The 20157-nt window shown below is 45.4% G+C and carries 23 protein-coding genes; 16 read left to right on the plus strand and 7 right to left on the minus strand.

The window, feature by feature from the left end; all coding sequences use genetic code 11:
- The first annotated feature begins 82 nt into the window (after positions 1–82).
- The 8 genes from modA (at position 83) to HDC33_RS00805 (ending at position 6570) form a co-directional block, all read left to right on the plus strand.
- On the plus strand, positions 83–850 hold the full coding sequence (gene modA, locus HDC33_RS00770) for a molybdate ABC transporter substrate-binding protein (RefSeq protein ID WP_179390639.1): 768 nt from the start codon (positions 83–85) through the stop codon (positions 848–850).
- Positions 851–867: 17 nt separating this feature from the next.
- Positions 868–1578: a molybdate ABC transporter permease subunit gene (gene modB, locus HDC33_RS00775; protein ID WP_179390640.1), complete on the plus strand. Its 711-nt coding sequence runs from the start codon at positions 868–870 to the stop codon at positions 1576–1578.
- Positions 1571–2197: an ATP-binding cassette domain-containing protein gene (locus HDC33_RS00780; RefSeq protein WP_179390641.1), complete on the plus strand. Its 627-nt coding sequence runs from the start codon at positions 1571–1573 to the stop codon at positions 2195–2197. The genes modB and HDC33_RS00780 overlap by 8 nt, the downstream gene beginning before the upstream one ends.
- A 284-nt stretch (positions 2198–2481) precedes the next feature.
- Positions 2482–2946 carry a GAF domain-containing protein gene (locus HDC33_RS00785; protein WP_179390642.1) on the plus strand — a complete coding sequence of 155 codons (465 nt, stop codon included), beginning with the start codon at positions 2482–2484 and terminating at the stop codon, positions 2944–2946.
- Positions 2943–3989, plus strand: coding sequence for a sensor histidine kinase (locus HDC33_RS00790; RefSeq protein WP_179390643.1), 1047 nt, complete (start codon positions 2943–2945; stop codon positions 3987–3989). Before HDC33_RS00785 ends, HDC33_RS00790 begins: the two co-directional genes overlap by 4 nt.
- A gap of 16 nt (positions 3990–4005) precedes the next feature.
- Positions 4006–4653, plus strand: a complete 648-nt coding sequence (locus HDC33_RS00795; protein WP_179390644.1) for a response regulator — start codon at positions 4006–4008, stop codon at positions 4651–4653.
- Between the two features lie 366 nt (positions 4654–5019).
- Positions 5020–6039 carry a ThiF family adenylyltransferase gene (locus HDC33_RS00800; RefSeq protein WP_179390645.1) on the plus strand — a complete coding sequence of 340 codons (1020 nt, stop codon included), beginning with the start codon at positions 5020–5022 and terminating at the stop codon, positions 6037–6039.
- A 15-nt stretch (positions 6040–6054) separates the two neighbouring features.
- Positions 6055–6570 carry a MogA/MoaB family molybdenum cofactor biosynthesis protein gene (locus tag HDC33_RS00805; RefSeq protein ID WP_255457259.1) on the plus strand — a complete coding sequence of 172 codons (516 nt, stop codon included), beginning with the start codon at positions 6055–6057 and terminating at the stop codon, positions 6568–6570.
- A gap of 16 nt (positions 6571–6586) precedes the next feature.
- Here the strand turns inward: HDC33_RS00805 and moaC are convergent, their stop codons facing one another.
- A complete protein-coding gene (gene moaC, locus HDC33_RS00810) occupies positions 6587–7078 on the minus strand; it encodes a cyclic pyranopterin monophosphate synthase MoaC (RefSeq protein ID WP_179390646.1) in 492 nt (163 codons plus the stop codon).
- 62 nt (positions 7079–7140) lie between these two features.
- On the opposite strand from moaC, the gene HDC33_RS00815 reads away from it, so the two are divergent.
- From HDC33_RS00815 to moaA, 6 genes are read left to right on the plus strand one after another with little or no spacing between them, the layout of a single operon-like run.
- A complete protein-coding gene (locus tag HDC33_RS00815) occupies positions 7141–8397 on the plus strand; it encodes a molybdopterin molybdotransferase MoeA (protein ID WP_179390647.1) in 1257 nt (418 codons plus the stop codon).
- The gene (mobB, locus tag HDC33_RS00820) at positions 8385–8906 is read left to right on the plus strand and encodes a molybdopterin-guanine dinucleotide biosynthesis protein B (protein WP_179390648.1); all 522 of its coding nucleotides are present in this window, start codon (positions 8385–8387) and stop codon (positions 8904–8906) included. Before HDC33_RS00815 ends, mobB begins: the two co-directional genes overlap by 13 nt.
- The gene (locus tag HDC33_RS00825) at positions 8893–9333 is read left to right on the plus strand and encodes a molybdenum cofactor biosynthesis protein MoaE (protein WP_179390649.1); all 441 of its coding nucleotides are present in this window, start codon (positions 8893–8895) and stop codon (positions 9331–9333) included. The genes mobB and HDC33_RS00825 overlap by 14 nt, the downstream gene beginning before the upstream one ends.
- A gap of 2 nt (positions 9334–9335) precedes the next feature.
- The gene (gene moaD / locus HDC33_RS00830) at positions 9336–9569 is read left to right on the plus strand and encodes a molybdopterin converting factor subunit 1 (RefSeq protein ID WP_179390650.1); all 234 of its coding nucleotides are present in this window, start codon (positions 9336–9338) and stop codon (positions 9567–9569) included.
- On the plus strand, positions 9566–10162 hold the full coding sequence (mobA, locus tag HDC33_RS00835; protein WP_179390651.1) for a molybdenum cofactor guanylyltransferase: 597 nt from the start codon (positions 9566–9568) through the stop codon (positions 10160–10162). The genes moaD and mobA overlap by 4 nt, the downstream gene beginning before the upstream one ends.
- Positions 10143–11153, plus strand: coding sequence for a GTP 3',8-cyclase MoaA (gene moaA / locus HDC33_RS00840; protein ID WP_179390652.1), 1011 nt, complete (start codon positions 10143–10145; stop codon positions 11151–11153). The genes mobA and moaA overlap by 20 nt, the downstream gene beginning before the upstream one ends.
- 106 nt (positions 11154–11259) lie before the next feature.
- On the opposite strand, the gene HDC33_RS00845 is transcribed toward moaA, so the two are convergent.
- The 5 genes from HDC33_RS00845 to HDC33_RS00865 all read right to left on the minus strand — a co-directional run bounded on the left by HDC33_RS00845 (position 11260) and on the right by HDC33_RS00865 (position 16757).
- Positions 11260–12786, minus strand: a complete 1527-nt coding sequence (locus HDC33_RS00845) for a tripartite tricarboxylate transporter permease (RefSeq protein WP_179390653.1) — start codon at positions 12784–12786, stop codon at positions 11260–11262.
- Between the two features lie 18 nt (positions 12787–12804).
- Positions 12805–13254 carry a tripartite tricarboxylate transporter TctB family protein gene (locus HDC33_RS00850; RefSeq protein ID WP_179390654.1) on the minus strand — a complete coding sequence of 150 codons (450 nt, stop codon included), beginning with the start codon at positions 13252–13254 and terminating at the stop codon, positions 12805–12807.
- 56 nt (positions 13255–13310) lie between these two features.
- Complete coding sequence (locus HDC33_RS00855; protein ID WP_179390655.1) at positions 13311–14330, minus strand: Bug family tripartite tricarboxylate transporter substrate binding protein; 1020 nt, start codon at positions 14328–14330, stop codon at positions 13311–13313.
- Between the two features lie 140 nt (positions 14331–14470).
- Positions 14471–15163, minus strand: coding sequence for a response regulator (locus HDC33_RS00860; RefSeq protein WP_179390656.1), 693 nt, complete (start codon positions 15161–15163; stop codon positions 14471–14473).
- Positions 15147–16757 carry an ATP-binding protein gene (locus tag HDC33_RS00865; RefSeq protein ID WP_179390657.1) on the minus strand — a complete coding sequence of 537 codons (1611 nt, stop codon included), beginning with the start codon at positions 16755–16757 and terminating at the stop codon, positions 15147–15149. The genes HDC33_RS00860 and HDC33_RS00865 overlap by 17 nt, the downstream gene beginning before the upstream one ends.
- 131 nt (positions 16758–16888) lie before the next feature.
- Between HDC33_RS00865 and HDC33_RS00870 the strand changes: the two genes are divergently transcribed.
- A complete protein-coding gene (locus HDC33_RS00870) occupies positions 16889–17851 on the plus strand; it encodes a 2-hydroxyacid dehydrogenase (protein WP_179390658.1) in 963 nt (320 codons plus the stop codon).
- A 69-nt stretch (positions 17852–17920) separates the two neighbouring features.
- Positions 17921–18334: a VOC family protein gene (locus HDC33_RS00875; RefSeq protein ID WP_179390659.1), complete on the plus strand. Its 414-nt coding sequence runs from the start codon at positions 17921–17923 to the stop codon at positions 18332–18334.
- 323 nt (positions 18335–18657) lie between these two features.
- Here HDC33_RS00875 and HDC33_RS00880 read toward each other — a convergent pair whose 3' ends face one another.
- Entirely contained in the window at positions 18658–20019 is a 1362-nt protein-coding gene (locus HDC33_RS00880; protein ID WP_179390660.1) for a sodium-dependent transporter, read from the minus strand.
- Positions 20020–20157 lie beyond the last annotated feature (138 nt).

Raw genomic sequence — 20157 nt, forward strand, 5'->3', positions numbered from 1 at the left:
ATGGGGTGGTTTTTTAGCGTGGAACAACTTTACAATATTCGCTATGATAGAAGAAATAGAGTTGAAGAGGTGATGGTAGACGATGAAACGTCTTGTATTAATTTTCACCATTGTTTCCACGCTAATCCTTGCTTCATGCACCAACACAGACGCGGGTAATAAAACCGAAATCCTCGTCGCCGCCGCCTCAAGTATGACACCAGCACTAACTGAAATTGCTGCTGAATTTGAAAAGATTAACAAAGATATCCGGGTTTCATTCAGTTTCGGATCTTCCGGTAAGCTTGCACAACAAATCAAAGGCGGTGCTCCGGTCGATGTTTTCATTTCCGCAAGTAGCACTGATATGGACACACTTGCAGAAGATAACAAAGTTAGGTTGGACACTCGTACAGACATCGCAAAGAATACGCTGGTTGTCATACGCCAAAAAAATGATGACAATTCACGGCTGAGTGAAGAGAATCCGTTTACATCTAAAATCAATCATTTTGCCATTGGTAACCCGGAAACTGTACCTGCAGGCGTTTACGCAAGAGAAGCTCTCATAAAACTCAGGGAATGGGAGACACTCAAAACGAAATTCGTCTTCGGCAAGGACGTCCGTCAAGTAGTAACGTTTGTGGAAACAGGTAACGCCGAAAGGGGCATCGTCTTCGCAAGTGATGCCCATTCATCAGACAAAGTCGAAGTCATCTATGAAATTGATCCGGCAATGCATTCGTCAGTTGTCTATCCCGGTGCAATAATCACTGCTACAAAGCAGCCGAAAGAAGCTAGGGCTTTTCTTGAATATATGAAAACGTCGCACGTGCAAGAAATACTCTTAAACCACGGATTTACATACTAAAAGGAGGAACATTGCCAATGGGAGACATCAGTTACGGGCCGCTTATACTATCCATCAAAGTCGCGGCCATCGCGACAATCATCGTCTTTTTCACGGGTACGTTCCTCGCACGCGCATTCGCCCGCAAGCAGTTTCCAGGCAAGACGATTATTGAAGCGTTCTTCCTGCTACCACTTGTATTGCCACCGACGGTCGTTGGATTCGGGCTGCTTATCCTATTTGGAAAAGATCAGTTTCTTGGAAAATGGCTTTATGACTATGCGCATCTTCAAATCGTCTTTTCTTGGCTCGGAGCCGTCATAGCATCGACCGTTGTCGCCTTTCCACTCATGTATCAAAGTGCATCGGCTGCGTTCAAACAGGTCGACGGAAAATTGGAAGCTGCCGCCCATACGCTGGGTGCTTCAAAATGGCGCGTATTCCGAACAATCGCATTGCCGCTAGCCTGGCCGGGGCTGCTCGCAGGTTTAGTCCTCACATTCGCCCGTGCACTCGGCGAGTTCGGGGCGACCTTGATGATTGCGGGATATATTCCCGGTCGGACGGACACCATTCCGATGGCGATTTATTTTGCTGTTGAAGTCGGCGACATGAATACGGCGACATTTTGGGTGATTATTATCGTGGCACTCGGATTCTCCACGATTCTCTGGCTCAGCTGGTGGTCGAACCGGAACTTACGCCGTTTCACTGTAAAAAGGAAAGGGGGGACCAACCGCGATGCTTGACGCACACCTAGTCAAAAATCTGCCCGATTTTAAAATCGATGTGAACATTAAATCGGCTAAAGGAGAAGTGATTGTCTTATTCGGATCCTCGGGTTCAGGAAAGACGACATGTCTTGACATGATCGCCGGACTTGTCCATCCCGATTCAGGCCATATCCGTATGGGGGAAAACACTTATTTTTCATCCAATCAAAAACCATTTCCTGCAGAAAAACGAAATGTCGGATATGTCATGCAGGATTATGCGCTATTCCCGCATATGACGGCAGACAGAAATGTACAGTACGGCATGAAGTCTGTGGGGAAATCTGAAAAGTCACTTGCACTTCTCGACCAATTCGGCATTCGTCATCTGCGGAATGCCTATCCCCATGAAATGTCCGGCGGTGAAAAACAGCGGACCGCAATAGCACGTGCGTTGGCGGCTGAACCAAATTTACTTCTTCTTGATGAACCGCTTTCTGCACTGGACGATAAAGCACGGCATGACGCACTCACAGTGATCACGGATATTCAGCGTGATTTGGATATCCCGATTATCATGGTAACGCACAATTGGACAGAAGCGGAAAAAGTTGCAACGTCTATATACAAAATTGAAAAAGGTCGCTTAATCTAGTCTATTTTGGATAGATTGGGCGGCTATTATATTTTTAATAAAGTTAGTTCCCTATAAAAATGGAACATCTCTATCAGGAAATATTTAAGTCTGTTCTTACAAGTAGTAGTGTGCGGATAAAACATCCTTTAATTTTCGTCTTGGATTGTTCTTCATACTAAAAAGGGAGGGTCTGTGCCATTGAATTATGTCGTAGGAAGCTATATTCTTTAAATAGAGAACAATTCGAATTAAATGTTGTAAAAGGGGTAAGCGCCTATTCTTCTATATAAGGAGTATTACTGATGAGTGGACAGAATGTCTTTGATTACCAACAGGAAATTGTACGTCTTCGAGAGCTTTTCAGCTTCGATTTTGTCGGGGTGGCACTTGTTCAGTCGGTAGAGCTCCGTTCCGTGATGAAATGGGTATTTGCTACGGGAAACCGAAGCAACCGTTTTCGAAGAATCGTTTTACAAACCGGTAAAGGTGTTGCGGGGCAAGTATTCAAGACGGGTAAACCGTTTCTAGTAGAAGATGCAGAAAAGATGCTTGGCAGAAAAGATCTTTACAACTACCCGATTGTCGTTGCGGAAGGGTTGAAAAGTTTCGGTGCGATACCCCTATATAAATATAATTGTGTAAAAGGTGTGCTACTTGTCGGTTACCGCACTGAAAAGAAATTGACGCCTAACGATTTTGCAGAGTTTCAACAACTGATTGGCCCGGGATTCGGTCCATTTTACAGCAAGGAGATGATTGGGCAATGAAGCATATGGATGAATTTCGATTGACGGATCTGTTGATGAAAATGTACGACAATTCTGCAGAAGCCATCTTCTTTTTTGACCGTCATGGAAAAGTCCTTACAATGAATAGCGCTGCCGAACTCATTTTGGATGCAGAAGTTCTCGATCAGATGGCAGCAGGTGACGCAGAAGCAATATGCATGTCCTGTAAAGGGTATACAAACGAACAGGAACTCCAAACATGCATGTCGTGTTATCTGAAGAGTCCGGAAGAGGATTTCAGCTCGTTCCAAGTGTACTTGGACACCAGGGGCAAAGGGATCGTTGCTTACACGGCCAGTTATCAGACGATTGATGTGGAAAACGGAATCCGTGTCTTCATGCTCCGTGATTTAACGAAACAATACAAAACACAGGAAATGCTTAATCAGAAAATGATAACGAAAAATATTATCAAAGCCCAGGAAGATGAACGAAAACGGATTTCAAGGGAGTTGCATGACGGGGTTGCCCAGGAAATGCTCAGTTCACTGGTTGAACTCCGGGTATTGAAGTATATGAATATCGATGCGGAAGTGTTGAAAAAGGTGTTGCAGACGGAAGGTTCACTCATGCGGTTATTGGACGATATCCGTCATCTGTCCGTCGAACTCAGGCCGGCCACACTTGATGATTTAGGGTTGGAAGCTGCATTCAGAACGCATTTCAAATGGATTGAAAAGAATTATGGGCTTGTCGTCCATTTCAGGGCTGAGTTGAATTCAAAAAGGTACGAAGGTGAAATTGAAACGGTCGTTTACCGGATTTGTCAGGAAGCTGTGTTTAATGCACTCAAATACGCAGGGACCGACGATCTTGCTGTCAGGCTGTTTGAAGAGGATGGATATTTGAAATTAGAAGTCATCGACGATGGGATAGGATTTGATTTGAACGCGGTCCATCCAAAAGGTACGGGTCTTGGATTGTATGGGATGAGGGAGCGTGCGGAGCTGGTCGAAGGACGGACAACAATCCTTTCTGAACCTGGAAAAGGGACAGTTGTACGGCTGGAAATCGTAGTATAGAAAGGGGGAAATATGGTTGAAAATTATCATTGCGGATGATCACGCAGTCGTTCGCAGCGGATTCATGCATATTCTGAACTTCCAACACGATATGGAGGTTATCGGGACCGCTGCTGATGGTCTTGAGGCGTATGATCTGGTTGCGAAACTCCGTCCGGATCTTTTGCTTCTGGATTTGAGTATGCCTCCAGGGGAAAGCGGCCTAATTGCAACAGGAAAAATAGCAGAAGACTTTCCGGAAACGAAAATCCTGATTTTGACGATGCATGATGATGAGGAGTATTTATTCCATGTATTGAAGAATGGGGCATCGGGCTATGTGCTGAAAAATTCACCGGACGAGGAATTGCTCGCCGCGATTCGCATCGTTTACGAAGGGGGGACCTATGTTCATCCATCAATGGCGTCTTCACTCATTCAGGGATTCGTTAAAGAAGATTTGGTAGGCATAGAAACGGACCCATTCAAAATCTTATCGAAACGCGAAATCGAAGTCCTTCCACTTGTCGCAAAGGGGTACGGCAATATAGAGATTGCGGAGAAACTATATATATCCGTCAAAACGGTGGAGGCCCATAAATCTAAAATCATGGAAAAGCTTCAATTGAAAGGCAGACCCGAACTCGTTGAATATGCTTTGAGGAAAAAGTTTTTGAATTTTTAAATATATATGTTCGAATAAAGAAATCCTTTGAATCGCTGCGGCGCTAGGGGATGCCTCCCGCGATAAACCAAGCCACTGAAAAATTTCTTTTTTATAGTAAGAACTAGTTGATTGTAGTGGAAAGCGTCCGCTCGGAACGGAAATCAACGGGATTGAAGGAAATTGGATTTTTTCAGTGCCCTCCCATAAGCCAGGCAGCTTCGCCGCCAGTCTTACGGCTTCGGCTACCCAGTGTCCAGTTACTGACACAATTCATGTCCTCCGAATGGTGACAGCAACTGGCACCGAATAGCGCCTTCGCTCAGTATATAGTTATTCACAAGTTCAACATATATAGGAGTGCAATTGATAAAAAGGGGCGAAAATGTGGAAAAGCGGTTTTCAAGACAAATGTTGTTTAAACAAATAGGGCAAGTAGGACAGGAAAAGTTAGGGACTGCACATGTTGTGATCATCGGTTGTGGTGCACTCGGGTCAGCCGTTTCAGAGACGCTTGTTCGTGCGGGCGTGGGAAAACTAACGATTGCGGATCGGGACTACGTTGAACCGTCAAATTTACAAAGACAACAACTGTTCACTGAACAAGACGCGCGGGATGGTATACCCAAAGTGATTGCCGCAGAAAAACGCTTGAAAATGATTCGGGAAGAGGTAGATATTGTAACTGTGCTTGATCATGTAGACGGTCCGGTTATGGAACAGATTGCTGAAGAAGCTGATTTGATAATGGATGCGACGGATAATTTTGAAACACGTCTTCTGATAAATGACATGGCATGGAAGAGAGGCATTCCGTGGGTGTACGGTGCATGTGTAGGTAGTTCTGGTACAGTTTTTCCATTTGTCCCAGGTCAGTCAGCGTGTTTTCGTTGCTTGCTTCCGGTATTGCCATCCGTCAATGAAACATGTGATACATCGGGAATCATCGCGCCTGCGGTTCAAATTACGGCTGCACACCAAAGTGCTGAAGCGCTGAAATGGTTAACTAGGAATGAAAATGCGATGCGTAGGAAGGTGTTCCATTTCGATGTTTGGAACAATACGCATGTAGAGGCAGGGATTTCTCGGATGCGTAACGAAGTATGCGAGACATGCGGGGAGACACCGACATATCCTGCGCTACACAGGTCGGAAGGAACTGGATATGCGGTGTTGTGCGGTCGGGATACAGTGCAGATTATCCCATCTGCAAGTCGTTCATTGACGATTGCGGAAGGGGAAAAGGTCGCCGAACGTCTGGGTGCCCCGTATAAGATGACACCATTTTTTGTAGAGTTCAATGCGGAGGGATATCGCTGTGTTTTATTCGGAAATGGCCGACTATTGATTCACGGATTGAAGGATATGAAGGAAGGACGCAAATTGTACCATCAATTATTCGGATGAAGTGGGGGTGTCGTTTTGTCTCATTTAACTGATTCGGAGAAAACAAAAAAACTTATATGTTGTGTGTTGACGGTAAGTGACACGCGTACTATGGAAAATGATAAAAGCGGCAAGGCAATTCGTTCAAAACTTGAAGCAGCGGGTCACCATGTCTTCGAATCGTTGCTCTGCAAAGATGACGGGATGGCAATCGAATCGATAATTGCGGAATGGCTGATGAATCAGAATGTTGATGCCATCATTTTGACAGGCGGGACGGGTATCGGATTCCGCGATGTCACAATTGAAACCGTGACACCTTACTTTACGAAAACGCTTGATGGCTTCGGCGAATTGTTCCGATACCTTAGCTACACAGAAGATGTCGGATCGAAGGCGCTATTAAGCAGGGCGGTTGCTGGCATTGTAGATGACAAAGCATTGTTTGCACTCCCTGGATCTGTGAAGGCGGTTGAACTTGCGATGGACAAGCTGATTATTCCTGAGATTCATCACATCGTTCACGAATTAACGAAGCATTTAGAGGAATAACCCTCGTGTAAGCCTTTTATGCATTTCGATGATAGTCGCCATTTTTTCCACCAGTTTTATGAAGTAGCATTGTTGGACCGATGATCATCTCTTTGCCCGCTGCCTTGCACATATCGTAAATCGTGAGTGCGGCAGCGGAGGCTGCAGTAAGTGCTTCCATTTCAACGCCTGTCACGCCTTTTGTCTTTACTTCGGCTTCAATTAACACTTCGTAATGGGGGACCGTTTCATCGATGTTCCACTTGAAGTTGATATCGACACCTGTCAGTGGAATTGGATGGCACATGGGAATGATGGAAGACGTACTTTTTGCGGCCAGGATAGCAGCGACTTGGGCAACCGCAAATACATCACCTTTTTTGTTTGTTCCTTCTGTAATTTGTGAATGAATTGTTTCGTTGACAATTACAGAAGAGGCTGCGATGGCAATTCTGATTGTTTCGGTTTTTTCGGAGACGTCGACCATCATTGCGCGTCCTTGTTCGTTGAAATGTGTAAGCTTGGACAACTAAATCATTCCTTTCATACCGTACATAATAAATTCAGTATAGCAGAAGGGGAGGGATCCGCATGGTAGAAATGAGAAAACCTATTCAGGTGAGGGAAGCCGTTCGTCTTGTTATGGAGAATGTTCATGTAAACAGGACGGAAACAATTCCGCTTGAACGTACGTATGGCAGAATTCTTGCCGAACCGATTGTCGCAAAACACGATGTACCGTCTTTTGACAGGTCACCCTACGATGGATTCGCGGTCCGGGCGGAGGATACAGCGGCAGCATCGGGAGATAACCGAATTCTGTTCACCGTGATTGGTGAAATAGGGGCGGGGCATGTAGCGGACCGAGGAATCGGTCATCGAGAAGCCTATCGGATCATGACAGGCGCCCCGATTCCGGATAACGCCGACGCGGTCGTTATGTTGGAACAGACAGCAGAAGCGGAAAATAGTTTTACAGTACGAAAGCGATTCTTTCAAGGGGAGAATATTTCCTTTAAAGGCGAAGATGCCAAGCAAGGCGAACTTCTTATTGAAAGCGGGGCGTTCATCCATCCAGGCACAATCGCGCTTCTTGCGACATTCGGTTATGCGAAAGTCAAAGTTGCCAAGCGCCCTGTTGCGGGTATTCTTTCGACAGGTACGGAACTGCTGGAGGTGTCCGATGAACTTGCCCCCGGAAAAATTCGCAACTCGAACGGTCCTATGATAGCAGCACAACTTACTCGGATGGGAATAGGCTACACGTCATACGGCATGCAGGAAGACAATCTCGATGCGTGCACGGAAATAGTTAAAAAAGCGCTTGCTGAAACTGATTTGCTCATTACGACAGGCGGCGTTTCAGTCGGTGATTACGATTATTTACCTGCTATCTACGAGCGACTTGGTGCCAAGGTTCTATTCAACAAAGTTGCAATGCGTCCGGGCAGCGTGACGACAGTTGCTGTGCTTGGCGATAAGTTGTTGTTCGGTCTGTCAGGTAATCCGTCGGCCTGCTTCACCGGTTTCGAATTGTTCACAAGACCTGCAATTCTTGCCATGCAGGGTGCGATTTCACCGTATATGCCGCGTATGCAAGGAAAGTTAGGGGAAGATTTCACAAAGCCGAACCCTTTTACCCGCTTCATTCGCGCATTCTGGGAAATGACACCAGAAGGAATTATTGCGGTTCCAGCGGGTTTTAATAAATCAAATGCGGTTTCTTCGATTGCACGTGGGAATTGCCTAATTGTCTTACCAAGCGGGACGCGCGGTTACACAGCTGGAACGGATGTCGATATTCTGCTGCTTGGAGCTGAACAAGGCGTCGGTAAATGGGTATTATGAGGACGCTTCATGTCGTCGGGTTTAAAGATAGCGGCAAGACGACACTCATTGCGAGATGGGTCTGTTTATTGAAAAGTAAAGGCTTTTCAGTCGCTGTATTGAAGCATCACGGCCACGGAGGATTGCCTGCCATGCCGGATTCTTCAACGGATTCGATGCGGTTTTTCGAAAGTGGTGCAGACGTTTCGGTTGTTGCAGGAGGCGGCGCGGTTCAATTGCTGTTGAATGAAGAGCCACAATTCGCAGCGTTGAAGGAGCTGACAGCAATCGGTAAACCGGATATTTTACTCATTGAAGGCTATAAGGAAGAACTAGGGGAGAAAGTTGTCCTGCTAAAGGAAGCGGATGATTGGCTCGCATTATGCGAATTGGATGGCATTCAACTTGTCATCGGATTTCCGGAAATAGCAACTGATATTTCGCATATTAAATCCAGGCTGGATATGGAAGAGCTGGATTCGTGGTTGCTTGAATGGATGGAAAAGGAGGATGGCAATGAAACCGTTTGAAATTGTTGAAACGCCGATTGAACCGCAAAAATACTCCGATTACGTTCTGCATGCCGGTGCTGGTGCCGTCACTGTTTTCACAGGGCATGTGCGGGAATGGACGCACGGGATTCGTACATTATATTTGTCATATGAGGCGTACATTCCGATGGCGGAAAAGAAACTGGCGCAAATCGGTGCGGAAATGGAAGCGAAATGGCCCGGCGTGAAAGCGGCAATCGCTCATCGAATCGGGGAGATGCATATTTCAGATATCGCCGTCGTCATTGCGGTTTCATCACCGCACCGCAAAGCGGCCTATGAAGCGAATGAATATGCTATTGAGCGCATCAAGGAAGTCGTACCCATCTGGAAAAAGGAGATTTGGGAAGACGGCGAAGAATGGATTGGCGGTCAAAAAAAGTATCCGGAAAAGGGGATTGAGTAGAATTGATCAAAGTGAGCTATTTTGCAAGGCTGCGTGAACTGACTGGCAAGCCGGGAGAAACGATCGACCGGGAATCGATGACTGTCCGCGAATTGCTGGACTGGGCGGAAACGGCGTATCCGGGTTTTGGGAAGGATACCGTGCATGTTGCAGTGAATGAAGAGTATGCCTTAAAGGAAGATATCATCCAGTCGGGTGATATATGTGCATTCATTCCACCTGTGAGTGGAGGATGACGAGGACGGTCGGCATCGTTCTTGCCGGTGGACAATCACGGCGGTTCGGTTCCCCGAAAGCGTTCGCTAAACTGGGAGAGCAGTATTTTTATGATAGAGCGAAGGATGCTTTGGAGGCAAGCTGTGATGAGGTCATTGTCGTGACGCGACAAGATCTATTTGAACGTTTCCGAGTTGGCGAGGAAGTTATTTTTGATAAACCGGAGTATGCAGGACTCGGTCCGCTTGCAGGGATCCTGTCCGTGATGGAATCCGTGGAAGCGGACCGCTATGCGGTGTTGCCGTGTGACATGCCGTATGTAGATAGCCGGGCCATGTCAAAGTTGGTGGAGCACCACGAAAAAGGTGTCACTGCGGTTGTTTCGGATGGACGGTATCATCCGCTCGTATCCATTTGGGATCAGCAATTAAAAAGGGCACTGAAAAAATCATTGGAAAGCGGCCAGCTAAGTGTTATGGGGTTACTTACTCAGAGTGATGTAGTGTGGATAAATGGAAATGCCTTGACCGACGATGAAAAGCGGATGTTCACAAACGTGAATACACCGGAAACCCTGGAAAGGGGATGTAGCTTTGGAAGCAATTATAGATAGGCTCGGTCGACCGATACGGGACCTTCGGATTTCCGTCACGGATCGATGTAATTTCAGATGTGCCTACTGCATGCCGAAAGAAGTTTTTGGTGATGATTATGTGTTTCTGCCAAAAAACGAACTTCTTTCCTTTGAAGAAATCGAGCGGTTCGCCAAATTGTTTGCCTTACTCGGCGTGAAGAAGCTCCGTTTGACGGGTGGCGAGCCGCTCATGCGGCGTGATCTGCCGAAATTGATTGAAAAGCTGATGAAGATTGAAGGAATTGAAGATATCGGTTTGACGACGAATGGTGTGTTGCTTAAACAATACGCCCAGTCCCTTTATGACGCTGGTCTTCGAAGGTTGAACATGAGCCTCGATGCACTTGACCCGGATATTTTCGGGAAATTGAATGGGCGGGGGATTAAACCGGACCTGATTCTTTCGAATATTGATTATGCGCAGAAAGTCGGTTTTGAAATCAAAGTGAATATGGTTGTTCAAAAAGGCATCAATGAGGGAGAAATCATTCCTATGGCCGCTTATTTCAAAGAGCGGGATATCACGCTGCGGTTCATCGAATTCATGGACGTCGGCAATGATAATGGATGGAGCTTTGAAAAGGTTGTGACGAAAAAAGAGATTTACGACATGATTTCCGCTGTTCACGATATTGAACCGGCAGATGAGGATTATTATGGTGAAGTTGCGAAAAGGTATAGATATTTGGATAATAAGGCACAAGTCGGTTTCATCACATCCGTTTCGGAGTCGTTTTGTTCGACGTGCACAAGGTCTAGGCTGTCATCGGACGGCAAACTGTATACGTGTCTGTTTGCATCGGAAGGGTTCGATTTAAGGGAATTGATTCGCAGTGGAATGACGGATGCAGAACTGCTGGACGTTATTACAGGCATATGGGAACGCCGCGGCGACCGTTATTCGGATGAGCGCACCGAACAAACAGCACAATACCGGAAGAAGATAGGTATGAGTTATATAGGTGGATGAAGGAAGCGATGTTTAGTTTATCGGAAAAAGTTGCTTACTCCTTTCTAATATCAAAAGCGGATTGCCCCTAATCTGGGCAATCCGCTTTCGTAATGTACGTTCTTTATTAACCTTCATCTTCCACAATTACCGAGCGTCCTTTCAGTTTCAACAACATTGGAACGAGAAGCCATAACGCAGCTACAATAAGGAAAGCAAGTGATAGCGGCTTTGTGAAGAAGATGCTGAATTCACCGTTTGAAATGGTGAGTGCCCGTCGCATATTATTTTCAATCATCGGTCCCAGTACAAGTGCCAAAACTAGTGGAGCTACTGGATAATCATTTTTTGATAATAAATAACCGGCCACGCCACATCCAAGTAACAAATACAAATCGAAAGTCGTGTACTGAACCGCGTATACGCCGAAAAATGAAATGGCAATAATGATTGGCAATAAATATTTCTTAGGCGTTTGAATGACTTTCGCAAACACACGAACGAGTGGCATATTCAGTACTAACAGCATCAAGTTACCGATAAACATACTAGCGATGAGTCCCCATGCGATATCGGGATGCTCGTCAAAAAGGAGTGGGCCTGGTTGAACGTTATACATGATCAAAGCGCCCATCAAGATGGCGGTTGTACCAGAACCGGGAATTCCCAATGTAAGTAAAGGGATCATTGCACCGCCGGAAGCTGCATTATTCGCTGATTCTGGACCCGCTACTCCGGCAATGTTTCCTTTCCCGAAACTTTCGGGGTTTTTACTGAACTTTTTCTCCGTTATATAGGAGAAGAAAGATGCGAGTGTTGCCCCTGCACCTGGAAGCACCCCGATGAAAAATCCAAGCAAGGAACCGCGAACAATAGGTACAGCGCTGTCTTTCATATCTTGTTTAGTAGGAAGGATCCGATTGATTTTTGCAATCGCCCCATCTTCTTTGTCACGTTCTAATATCGTATTGAAAACTTCACCGAGTGCAAATAACCCAACAGCAATTGTTAAAAACTCTAGCCCGGAAAAAAGAATCGGTTGATTGTATGTAAAACGGGCGATTCCTGAAACGGCGTCAATGCCGATTGTGCCAAGCATAAGACCGAAAACGGTCATCATTAGCGCCTTCGTCATCGATTTTCCTGCGAGCCCGCTTACCGCGGCTAACCCTAATAGCATTAAAGAGAAATATTCTGCTGGACCGAACTTGATTGCCACATTGGAAAGCGGTTGTGCTAGTAGCACAAGGCCAATCAGGGAAATGACTCCGGCGCAAAATGAACCGATTGCGGAGATAGCGAGAGCTGCACCGGCACGTCCTTGTCGTGCCATCTGGTATCCGTCTAGTGTCGTGACGACCGATGAAGATTCACCGGGGGTGTTCAATAAAATCGATGTCGTGGAACCCCCATACATTGCCCCATAATAGACGCCGGCGAGTAAAATGATTGAACTGGCAGCGGCTGCACTTGTCGGCATTCCTGAAGTGATGGTTGCAGTAACAGGGATAAGGAGGGCGACTCCGCTCATCGGACCGATGCCGGGTAATACGCCGACAGCCGTCCCAATTATGACACCGACGAATGCAAATAATAGATTATGCCATTGGAATGCGATGCCGAATCCATCGGCTAAAAATTGTAAAGTGCTCATAACTTGACTCCTTTCACACTAAAATACGGGGAATCCTGGCAATGACCCGCCAAGAAGTTTCGAGAACAAATAATAAATTCCGAATGAAAATGCCGCTGCAATGACGAAGGAAGGCAGTAGTCGCCCACGTTCCATCGTTTGGAAAGAAATAAGTAAAAATAAGAACGTTGAGATGACGTATCCGACCTTTTCCAATAGAAATGCATACAAAACCGCGCTGATAATGATAATAAAGAATTTCTTATATTGAAGCTTCATTCCAGATGGTGTTTCAGTTTTGTACGTAAATGTCTCGTAAAGCAGTCGCAAACTCAATAGAATAAGAATAGCGCCAAGCCACATTGGAAAGATTTTCGGTCCAACCGATGAACCATACGCACTGTCCGAAATTTTTTGGCTTTCAATTACAAATAAAAGACCAATCAGTAAAAAGGCGACGCTGCTGTATCGATCGAACGTTTTACTCATAGTCTTTGACACCTCCCCAAATAGAAAAGGCGACCGCTGAAGCCGCCTGAATAATGTTATTTTTGCATTCCGAGTGCTGTTAATAATTCCACGATCACTTTGTCTTGTTCTTCCAAATAGGTCGTGAAGTCATCAGCATTACGGTATTCGCTTTCCCAACCATTCTTCTCTAATTCTGCTTTCCACTCATCAGTTTCCACCATTTCGGCTAGCTTCTCAGACCAATAGTCAGAAGCTGTTTCAGACATTTCTTTCGGACCGAAAATACCGCGCCAAATTGTGAATTCAGCGTCAATCCCTTCTTCTTTAAAAGTCGGGACTTCAGTTAATTCACCTCCTAGACGTTCTGAAGCACTGACAGCGAGAACACGGACGTCGCCGGATTTCATATACGCTCCAATAGTGGATGCATCTGTAGCGATAACATCTGCATTTCCTCCAAGCAACGCAGCGACAGCTTCTCCGCCGCCATCGTATGATACATATTTAACCGTTTTTGGATCAAGTCCATATTCAAATGCGGGCAAAACACCAACGAGATGGTCCATCGATCCAGGAGCGGATCCGCCGGCAAGTGTAACCGATTTAGCATCTTTCTTAATAGCTTCCAACACATCTTTCAATGTCTTGAACTCCGAGTCCGCCTTGACGACGATTGCCCCGTAGTCACGTGTCAGTTGTGCCAAAGGCGTTGTATCTTTATAGCCATAGGGACTGTTTCCCTCCGCTTTGTTGTTGTTAATTAAAATCGGTGGAGATTTAACAAGAAGAACGTAATCATTTTTGATTTCTTTTGTTGCAAATTCCGCCATGTAAACGGCACCGCCGCCGCCCGGTTTGTTTTCGACTACGACTGACTTATCGATTAACTTCGTTTCGCTCATCGATTTTGCAATTGCTCGGGCAGTCAAGTCCCATCCGCCGCCTGCGCCGGATGGAGCAACAATTGTTATATTACTTTCCGGATATTTCGATGTAGTGCTTTCTGCTTTACCTTCAGATTCGTCTGCCGAACATGCTGCAAGACTGAGTGCCAACATACTAGCCAACGCAACCGTCGTAAGTTTTTTCCACATCTTCTTATAATCCCCCTTATAATTAAAAATGATGACAGCGTTTTCATTCGCTGTCATCAATCTATCAGAATATTTATTAAATTAAAAGTTAACGTATATAAGTTTGATAATGGAGGTAAACGTCATTTTGTTCATACTGTTCACCGTTTTTTGATAAAATATCTTCTTTCTGGGCGTCCCACCGAACCGTATAGAAGTTCCGTAAATGCCCGTTTTTCCGTGACGAGGTATTCCAAATAACGTCTCGCGGTCGAACGGCTCACACCGATTTCCAATCCGAGTGTTTCTGCAGTAATTCCGCCTTCTATATTTTTAATATGGCTCACTACTTTTTCTTTTGTTATCGGGTCGATTCCTTTTGGTGGGATGATATCCGGATTTGATGAGGCGGATGGTGCTTTATTCCAAAGGGATTTGATGGTGTCCTCCTGCATGAGCCCTTCACCTGCAAGTGTTTCCCTTTTTTCCTTGTAAGAGAGAAGGCTCTCTCTAAACCGATCGAATGTGAGCGGTTTTAAAATATAGTCGATAACCCCATGGCGGAATGCCTTTTTTACGATTTCGATTTCTGCCGCTGCGGTTATAAAAATAATATCTGTTTCCGGGCTGTTTTCGTGGATGAACCCCATCAGCTCCGTGCCGAGCACATCGGGCAAATAGACATCCAACAACACAAGGTCCGGTAATAATGATGCAATCCAGTCTTTCGCTTCGTCGCCGGTATGTGCGGAACCTACGACAGTGAAGCCATCTATTTTTTCGATGAACCGTTTATGGATGTCGGCAATTCTTCTATCATCTTCAATGATTAAGATTTCAATTGGATTCGTCATATGAAAATCCTCCTTTCGGTATGGAAATGATGAACAGTGCACCGCCCAAATCCCCTTTTTCAAGCGTAACGGAACCACCGAGATCCTTCACATTTTCTGCTACTTTCACAAGTCCGTATCCGCGGTCTTCCCGGTCCTTTGTCGATACCTTTTCTTGGAATAGTACATCCAGCACTTCATTGGAAATTCCCGACCCTGAATCCTCCACTTCAATTAAGATTTCTTCGCCGTTATCCAATATGAAGATGCGCACCATCCGCTTTTCCTCAGGATAAGAATCGGTTGCTTCAAAAGCATTTGTAACTAAGTTTCCTATGATTGAAACAAAATGATTTTTTTCCAAGTGTTTTGGAAGTTCCTTTAAGAAACTATCCTCATCAAGAAGGAAGCGCACTTTTAATTCTTTTGCCCGATTGAAGAAACCGATGACGATCCCACCGAGAAACGGATCTTGCAACCGCTTTGTTACAAACTGGATGAGGGATTGATGTTCAGCCGTCTCATCGTGAATCAAGCTCAGCGCCTCGTCGTATGAATTGAGCTGAATAAGTCCTGAAATGGTATATAGGAAATTTGTGTATTCATGGGTTTGTGCCCGAAGCGCTTCCGTATATCGTTTCACTTGCGATAATTCCATTGCAAGCTGGTCAATGTCCGATTGTAAACGGAAAGTTGAAACCGCACCGACAATCTGTTCGCCGACACGAATCGGTATGCGGTTTACTATTACCTTTTTACCATGAATCTCCATCGGTCGATCGAGATGCCTTTCTCCCGTTTCGAGTACTTTCGGAAGGAGGGTGTTAGGAAGCACTTCCTGAATCGTTCGGCCGATTAGTTCAGTCTGATTGGGTAGGGAAAGCGTCTCATAAGCGGCCATATTCACTGTCGTAATGATACCTCGGGCGTCGACCATAATGATTCCTTCCCGTACGGACTCGATTAGCGCATTTCGTTCAGTGAATAAATTCGCTATTTCTGCAGGTTCCAAATTAAAGAGTTCTTTTTTAATATTACGGGCGAGAACGCTTGAACCAATAATACCTAGGATAATTGCGATAAGTACGATGTAGAAAATGTTATCAACGTACTGGAAAAAAATCGAGGAAATATCTTCTTTTAAAAATCCGACGGAGACAACCCCGATAATTTCGCCTTTTTTATTAATTACGGGAGTTTTCCCGCGCAGGGCGGCCCCAAGTGTACCGGTTGCCTCGGAAATATAGGATTCTCCTAGAAGAAGCGCGCGTTCATTATCATCACCGACCATTTTTTGCCCGATTCGTTCAAGAACGGGATGAGCATATCGGATGCCTTCGCTATTTCCGATAACGACATATTCGGCTCCCGTTTTTAAGCGCACCGCTTCGGCAATCGGCTGCAATGCGTCCGTTGGATCAGCTTGTCCAAAGGCCGCGCGGACATCGGGACGGTCCGCGGTCGTCCTCGCTATATCTAACGCCCGTTCTCCAATTTGCTGCTCAATGCCTTGCGACATCGTGAAGTAAAAGGAAACGCCGATAATAATCGACACTACGGAAACAAAGAGGGCGCCATATGAAAATATGCGTGACTGTAAAGAAATCGGTTTCATGGAGGTCATCTCTCAATCTTGAAGTAATTCATTCCTGCGTGCAGCTGGCAATCTGTTTGAAGCTAATTGCTGATCAAATGCCACTCTTTATATGCTACACTATTGTCAATTATGGGAATAGGGGGATTCGGATGAAACCAATAATCTTTATAACAAGAAAGCTGGATAATCGAGTGGTAGCGCCGCTTCAGGAGAAGTTTAACGTGCGCATGTGGGAATCGGAAAGTGAGTCGGTTCCGCGCGCTGTTTTATTGAAAGAAGTGGCTGAGGTAGATGCATTATGGACGGTTGTGTCGGATAGCGTCGATCGGGAGTTGTTAGAAACGGGGAAGAAGCTGAAAATCGTTGCAAATATGGCGGTCGGTTACAACAATGTCGACCTCGACGCGGCGAGGGAACACGGCGTTTTCGTGACGAATACACCGGGCGTGTTGACGGAAACGACGGCGGATCTTGCGTTTGCGCTCCTTCTTGCGACAGCACGTAAACTAATCTTCGCGGAAAGTGAAGTTAGAAAAGGCAATTGGAATTCGTGGTCTCCGATGCAATATACGGGTATGGATGTCAGCGGTGCGACAATCGGCATTATCGGCATGGGGCGGATCGGCGAAGCGGTTGCGCGCCGGGCGAAAGGGTTCGATATGCGTGTCCTTTACAATAACCGCAACCGAAAACGTGAAGCGGAAGCGGAGCACGGTTTTGAATTCATGGAACTGGATAGACTGTTGGCCGAGGCGGACTTTGTTGTCACCCTTGCGCCGCATACGCCGGAAACGGTAGGGCTGATCAGTGCAAGGGAGCTCGGGCTTATGAAAAGCACGGCAGTTCTCATTAATGTCTCACGGGGCGGAATCGTCGACGAGACAGATTTATATGAAGCGCTGAAGGACGGCACAATTTGGGCGGCAGGGCTCGACGTCTTCGAAACAGAACCCGTTCCGCTTGATAACCCGCTTCTCACACTACCGAATGTTACGGTCCTTCCGCACATCGGCAGCGCCAGCATTAAAACACGTCTTGCAATGATGAACTTGAATGCACAAGCAATTACGGCTGTACTTGAGGGGCGCGAACCGGAAAATCGAATCGTCTGATGAAGGATTCGAATGCATGGATGTCGAGTTAATTAAACGTATATTCCAAGTAAAGGAGGAACGAATGATATGAAAGGTGCAGTTATTCCCTATTTAACGTTCTACGGAGAAGGAAAAGAAGCGGCCGAATTCTATACAAAATCATTGGGACTCGAGCAAGTCAGAATACAGAAGTATTCAGATGCTAATTTTCCGTATCCACCAGAAGCAGCGGATTACCTTCTTCATTGCCATTTGAAAAAAGGAGATTTTCAAATCATGCTTGCCGATTCCGCGGACAAGCCGGTTGACAGCGGCAAACATGATATTACCCTCCTTATCGACTGTGAAAGCGAGGAAGAGGCGGATCGTCTCTATAACGTCCTGCGCGAAGAAGGAAAAGTGCTCATGGAACTGCAAGATATGTTCTGGGGCGCGAAGTATGGAAAAGTGAAAGATAAATTTGGTTTTACATGGGATTTGAACTTTGAGAAAGAAAGCTGACTTTTGGGATGGCCAAACGGAAGGCGCCTGAAAACAAGCCCCTTCCGATTTTTTACATTGTCAGAATTGTTCCATATTTGACTTGGTAACTGTCACCCCAAAAAAACGTCAACATGAACTTGACGTGTCGATGGCGCTAGCGGGTGTGAAATCCATTAGTGAATTGGACAGTTCGGGATTTAGTAGAGGATAAAAAGAGAGAAAACGGAAGATCCCTCGGTTGGGGACCTTCCGTTTTCAATTGTCGGCTTCTAGTTTGCCGAATTGCACTTCCAGTTTATCGAATTGTCCTAGCGATCCGGACGTCACCCAACCAATCACCCTTATTGGTGTGCAAACCATTTAAACACGCCTAGCGCATCAAGGAAAACTATAGTGATAGCGACAGGGGTCAAGTATTTCAAAAGGTAGAACCAAATGTTAAAGAAGACCTTTCCGACTGTTGAGCCTTGCTTCATTTCATCGAATAAATCTGTTTTAGATACCTTCAATGGAATGAAGATAGAAATCAGTAATGCGCCAAGGGGCATCAAAACATTGCTTGCTGCAAAATCGACTAAGTCGAATACCGTTTTATCGAAAAACTTTACATCAGCCATTACCCCGTAGGACAAACAAGAGGGGATTCCAACGATGAAAATTGCCATACCGATCAGCCAAGTGAATTTTTTTCGTTTGGAAGGATTATTTTTCGTCATGGTAGCGACAATAATTTCAACCATCGAAAATGCGGAGGTTAAAGCCGCGAATAAAAATAATACCAAAAATGCGATGAAGAAAAAGATGCCAAAGGGCATTTGATTGAAAACGGCTGGTAATACGGAAAAGATCAGAGTAGGGCCAGCATCCGGTTCAAGACCGAAAGAAAAAACGCCAGGGAAAATTGCTAGGCCGGCTAACAGAACGATAACGATATTCATTGAAATAATCGACATCGCAGATTTCGGTAAGTTTTGTGTTTTTGGAAGGTAAGAAGCATATGTGACCATGACTGACACACCTAAAGTGAGCGTAAAGAACGCTTGTCCTAGAGCGAATAAAATCGTTTCAGATGTCAGTTTAGAGAAATCGGGAACAAGAAGAAATTTAACACCTTCCATCGCGCCATCCAGGCTGAGAGAGCGGGCAACGATGATAATAAATAAAATGAGAAGGGCGGGCATCATAATCTTACTTGCTTTTTCGATACCTTTTTGAACACCTTGGGCTACAACAATTATTGTTAGCACCATAAAGATCAGCTGACCAGCTAGCGTAGCGAATGGATTCGAGATAATCTGGCCGAATAACGGTCCGAACTGATTTTGCGAGAGACCGGAAATACCCCCGGTTACTGCTTTGAATAAATAGAGGATAATCCATCCACCAACGACACTATAAAATGACAAGACTAGGAAACTCGTAACAACACCGATAACGCCTGTAATATGCCAACCCGAATGGGGCGCGAATTTTTTGTAGGTTGTTATTGCATCACTTTGGCTTTTTCGGCCGAGGATAAATTCCCCGATTAAAAGAGGAAAACCTAATAATAGGGTGAATAACAAAAAGACTAGCAAAAAAGCCCCACCACCGCCTGTTCCGGCGACATAAGGGAATTTCCAAATAGCCCCTAGACCGATGGCTGAACCAGCAGCTGCTAATACAAACCCAATCTTTGACTTCCAATGTTCTTGCTGAGGCATAAGGTCAATCCTTTCAAATAAGCGAAAATGTACATACTTGTAATTCAGTAGGTTTTTTATAATGGTAGCGTATTTTAGAGCCGCTGTCACTTAAATAACGGATTTCTAGGGGCCAATTTATACGGCTAAATGAACGAA

Source organism: Sporosarcina sp. JAI121, assembly GCF_013408665.1.
Taxonomy (GTDB): domain Bacteria; phylum Bacillota; class Bacilli; order Bacillales_A; family Planococcaceae; genus Sporosarcina.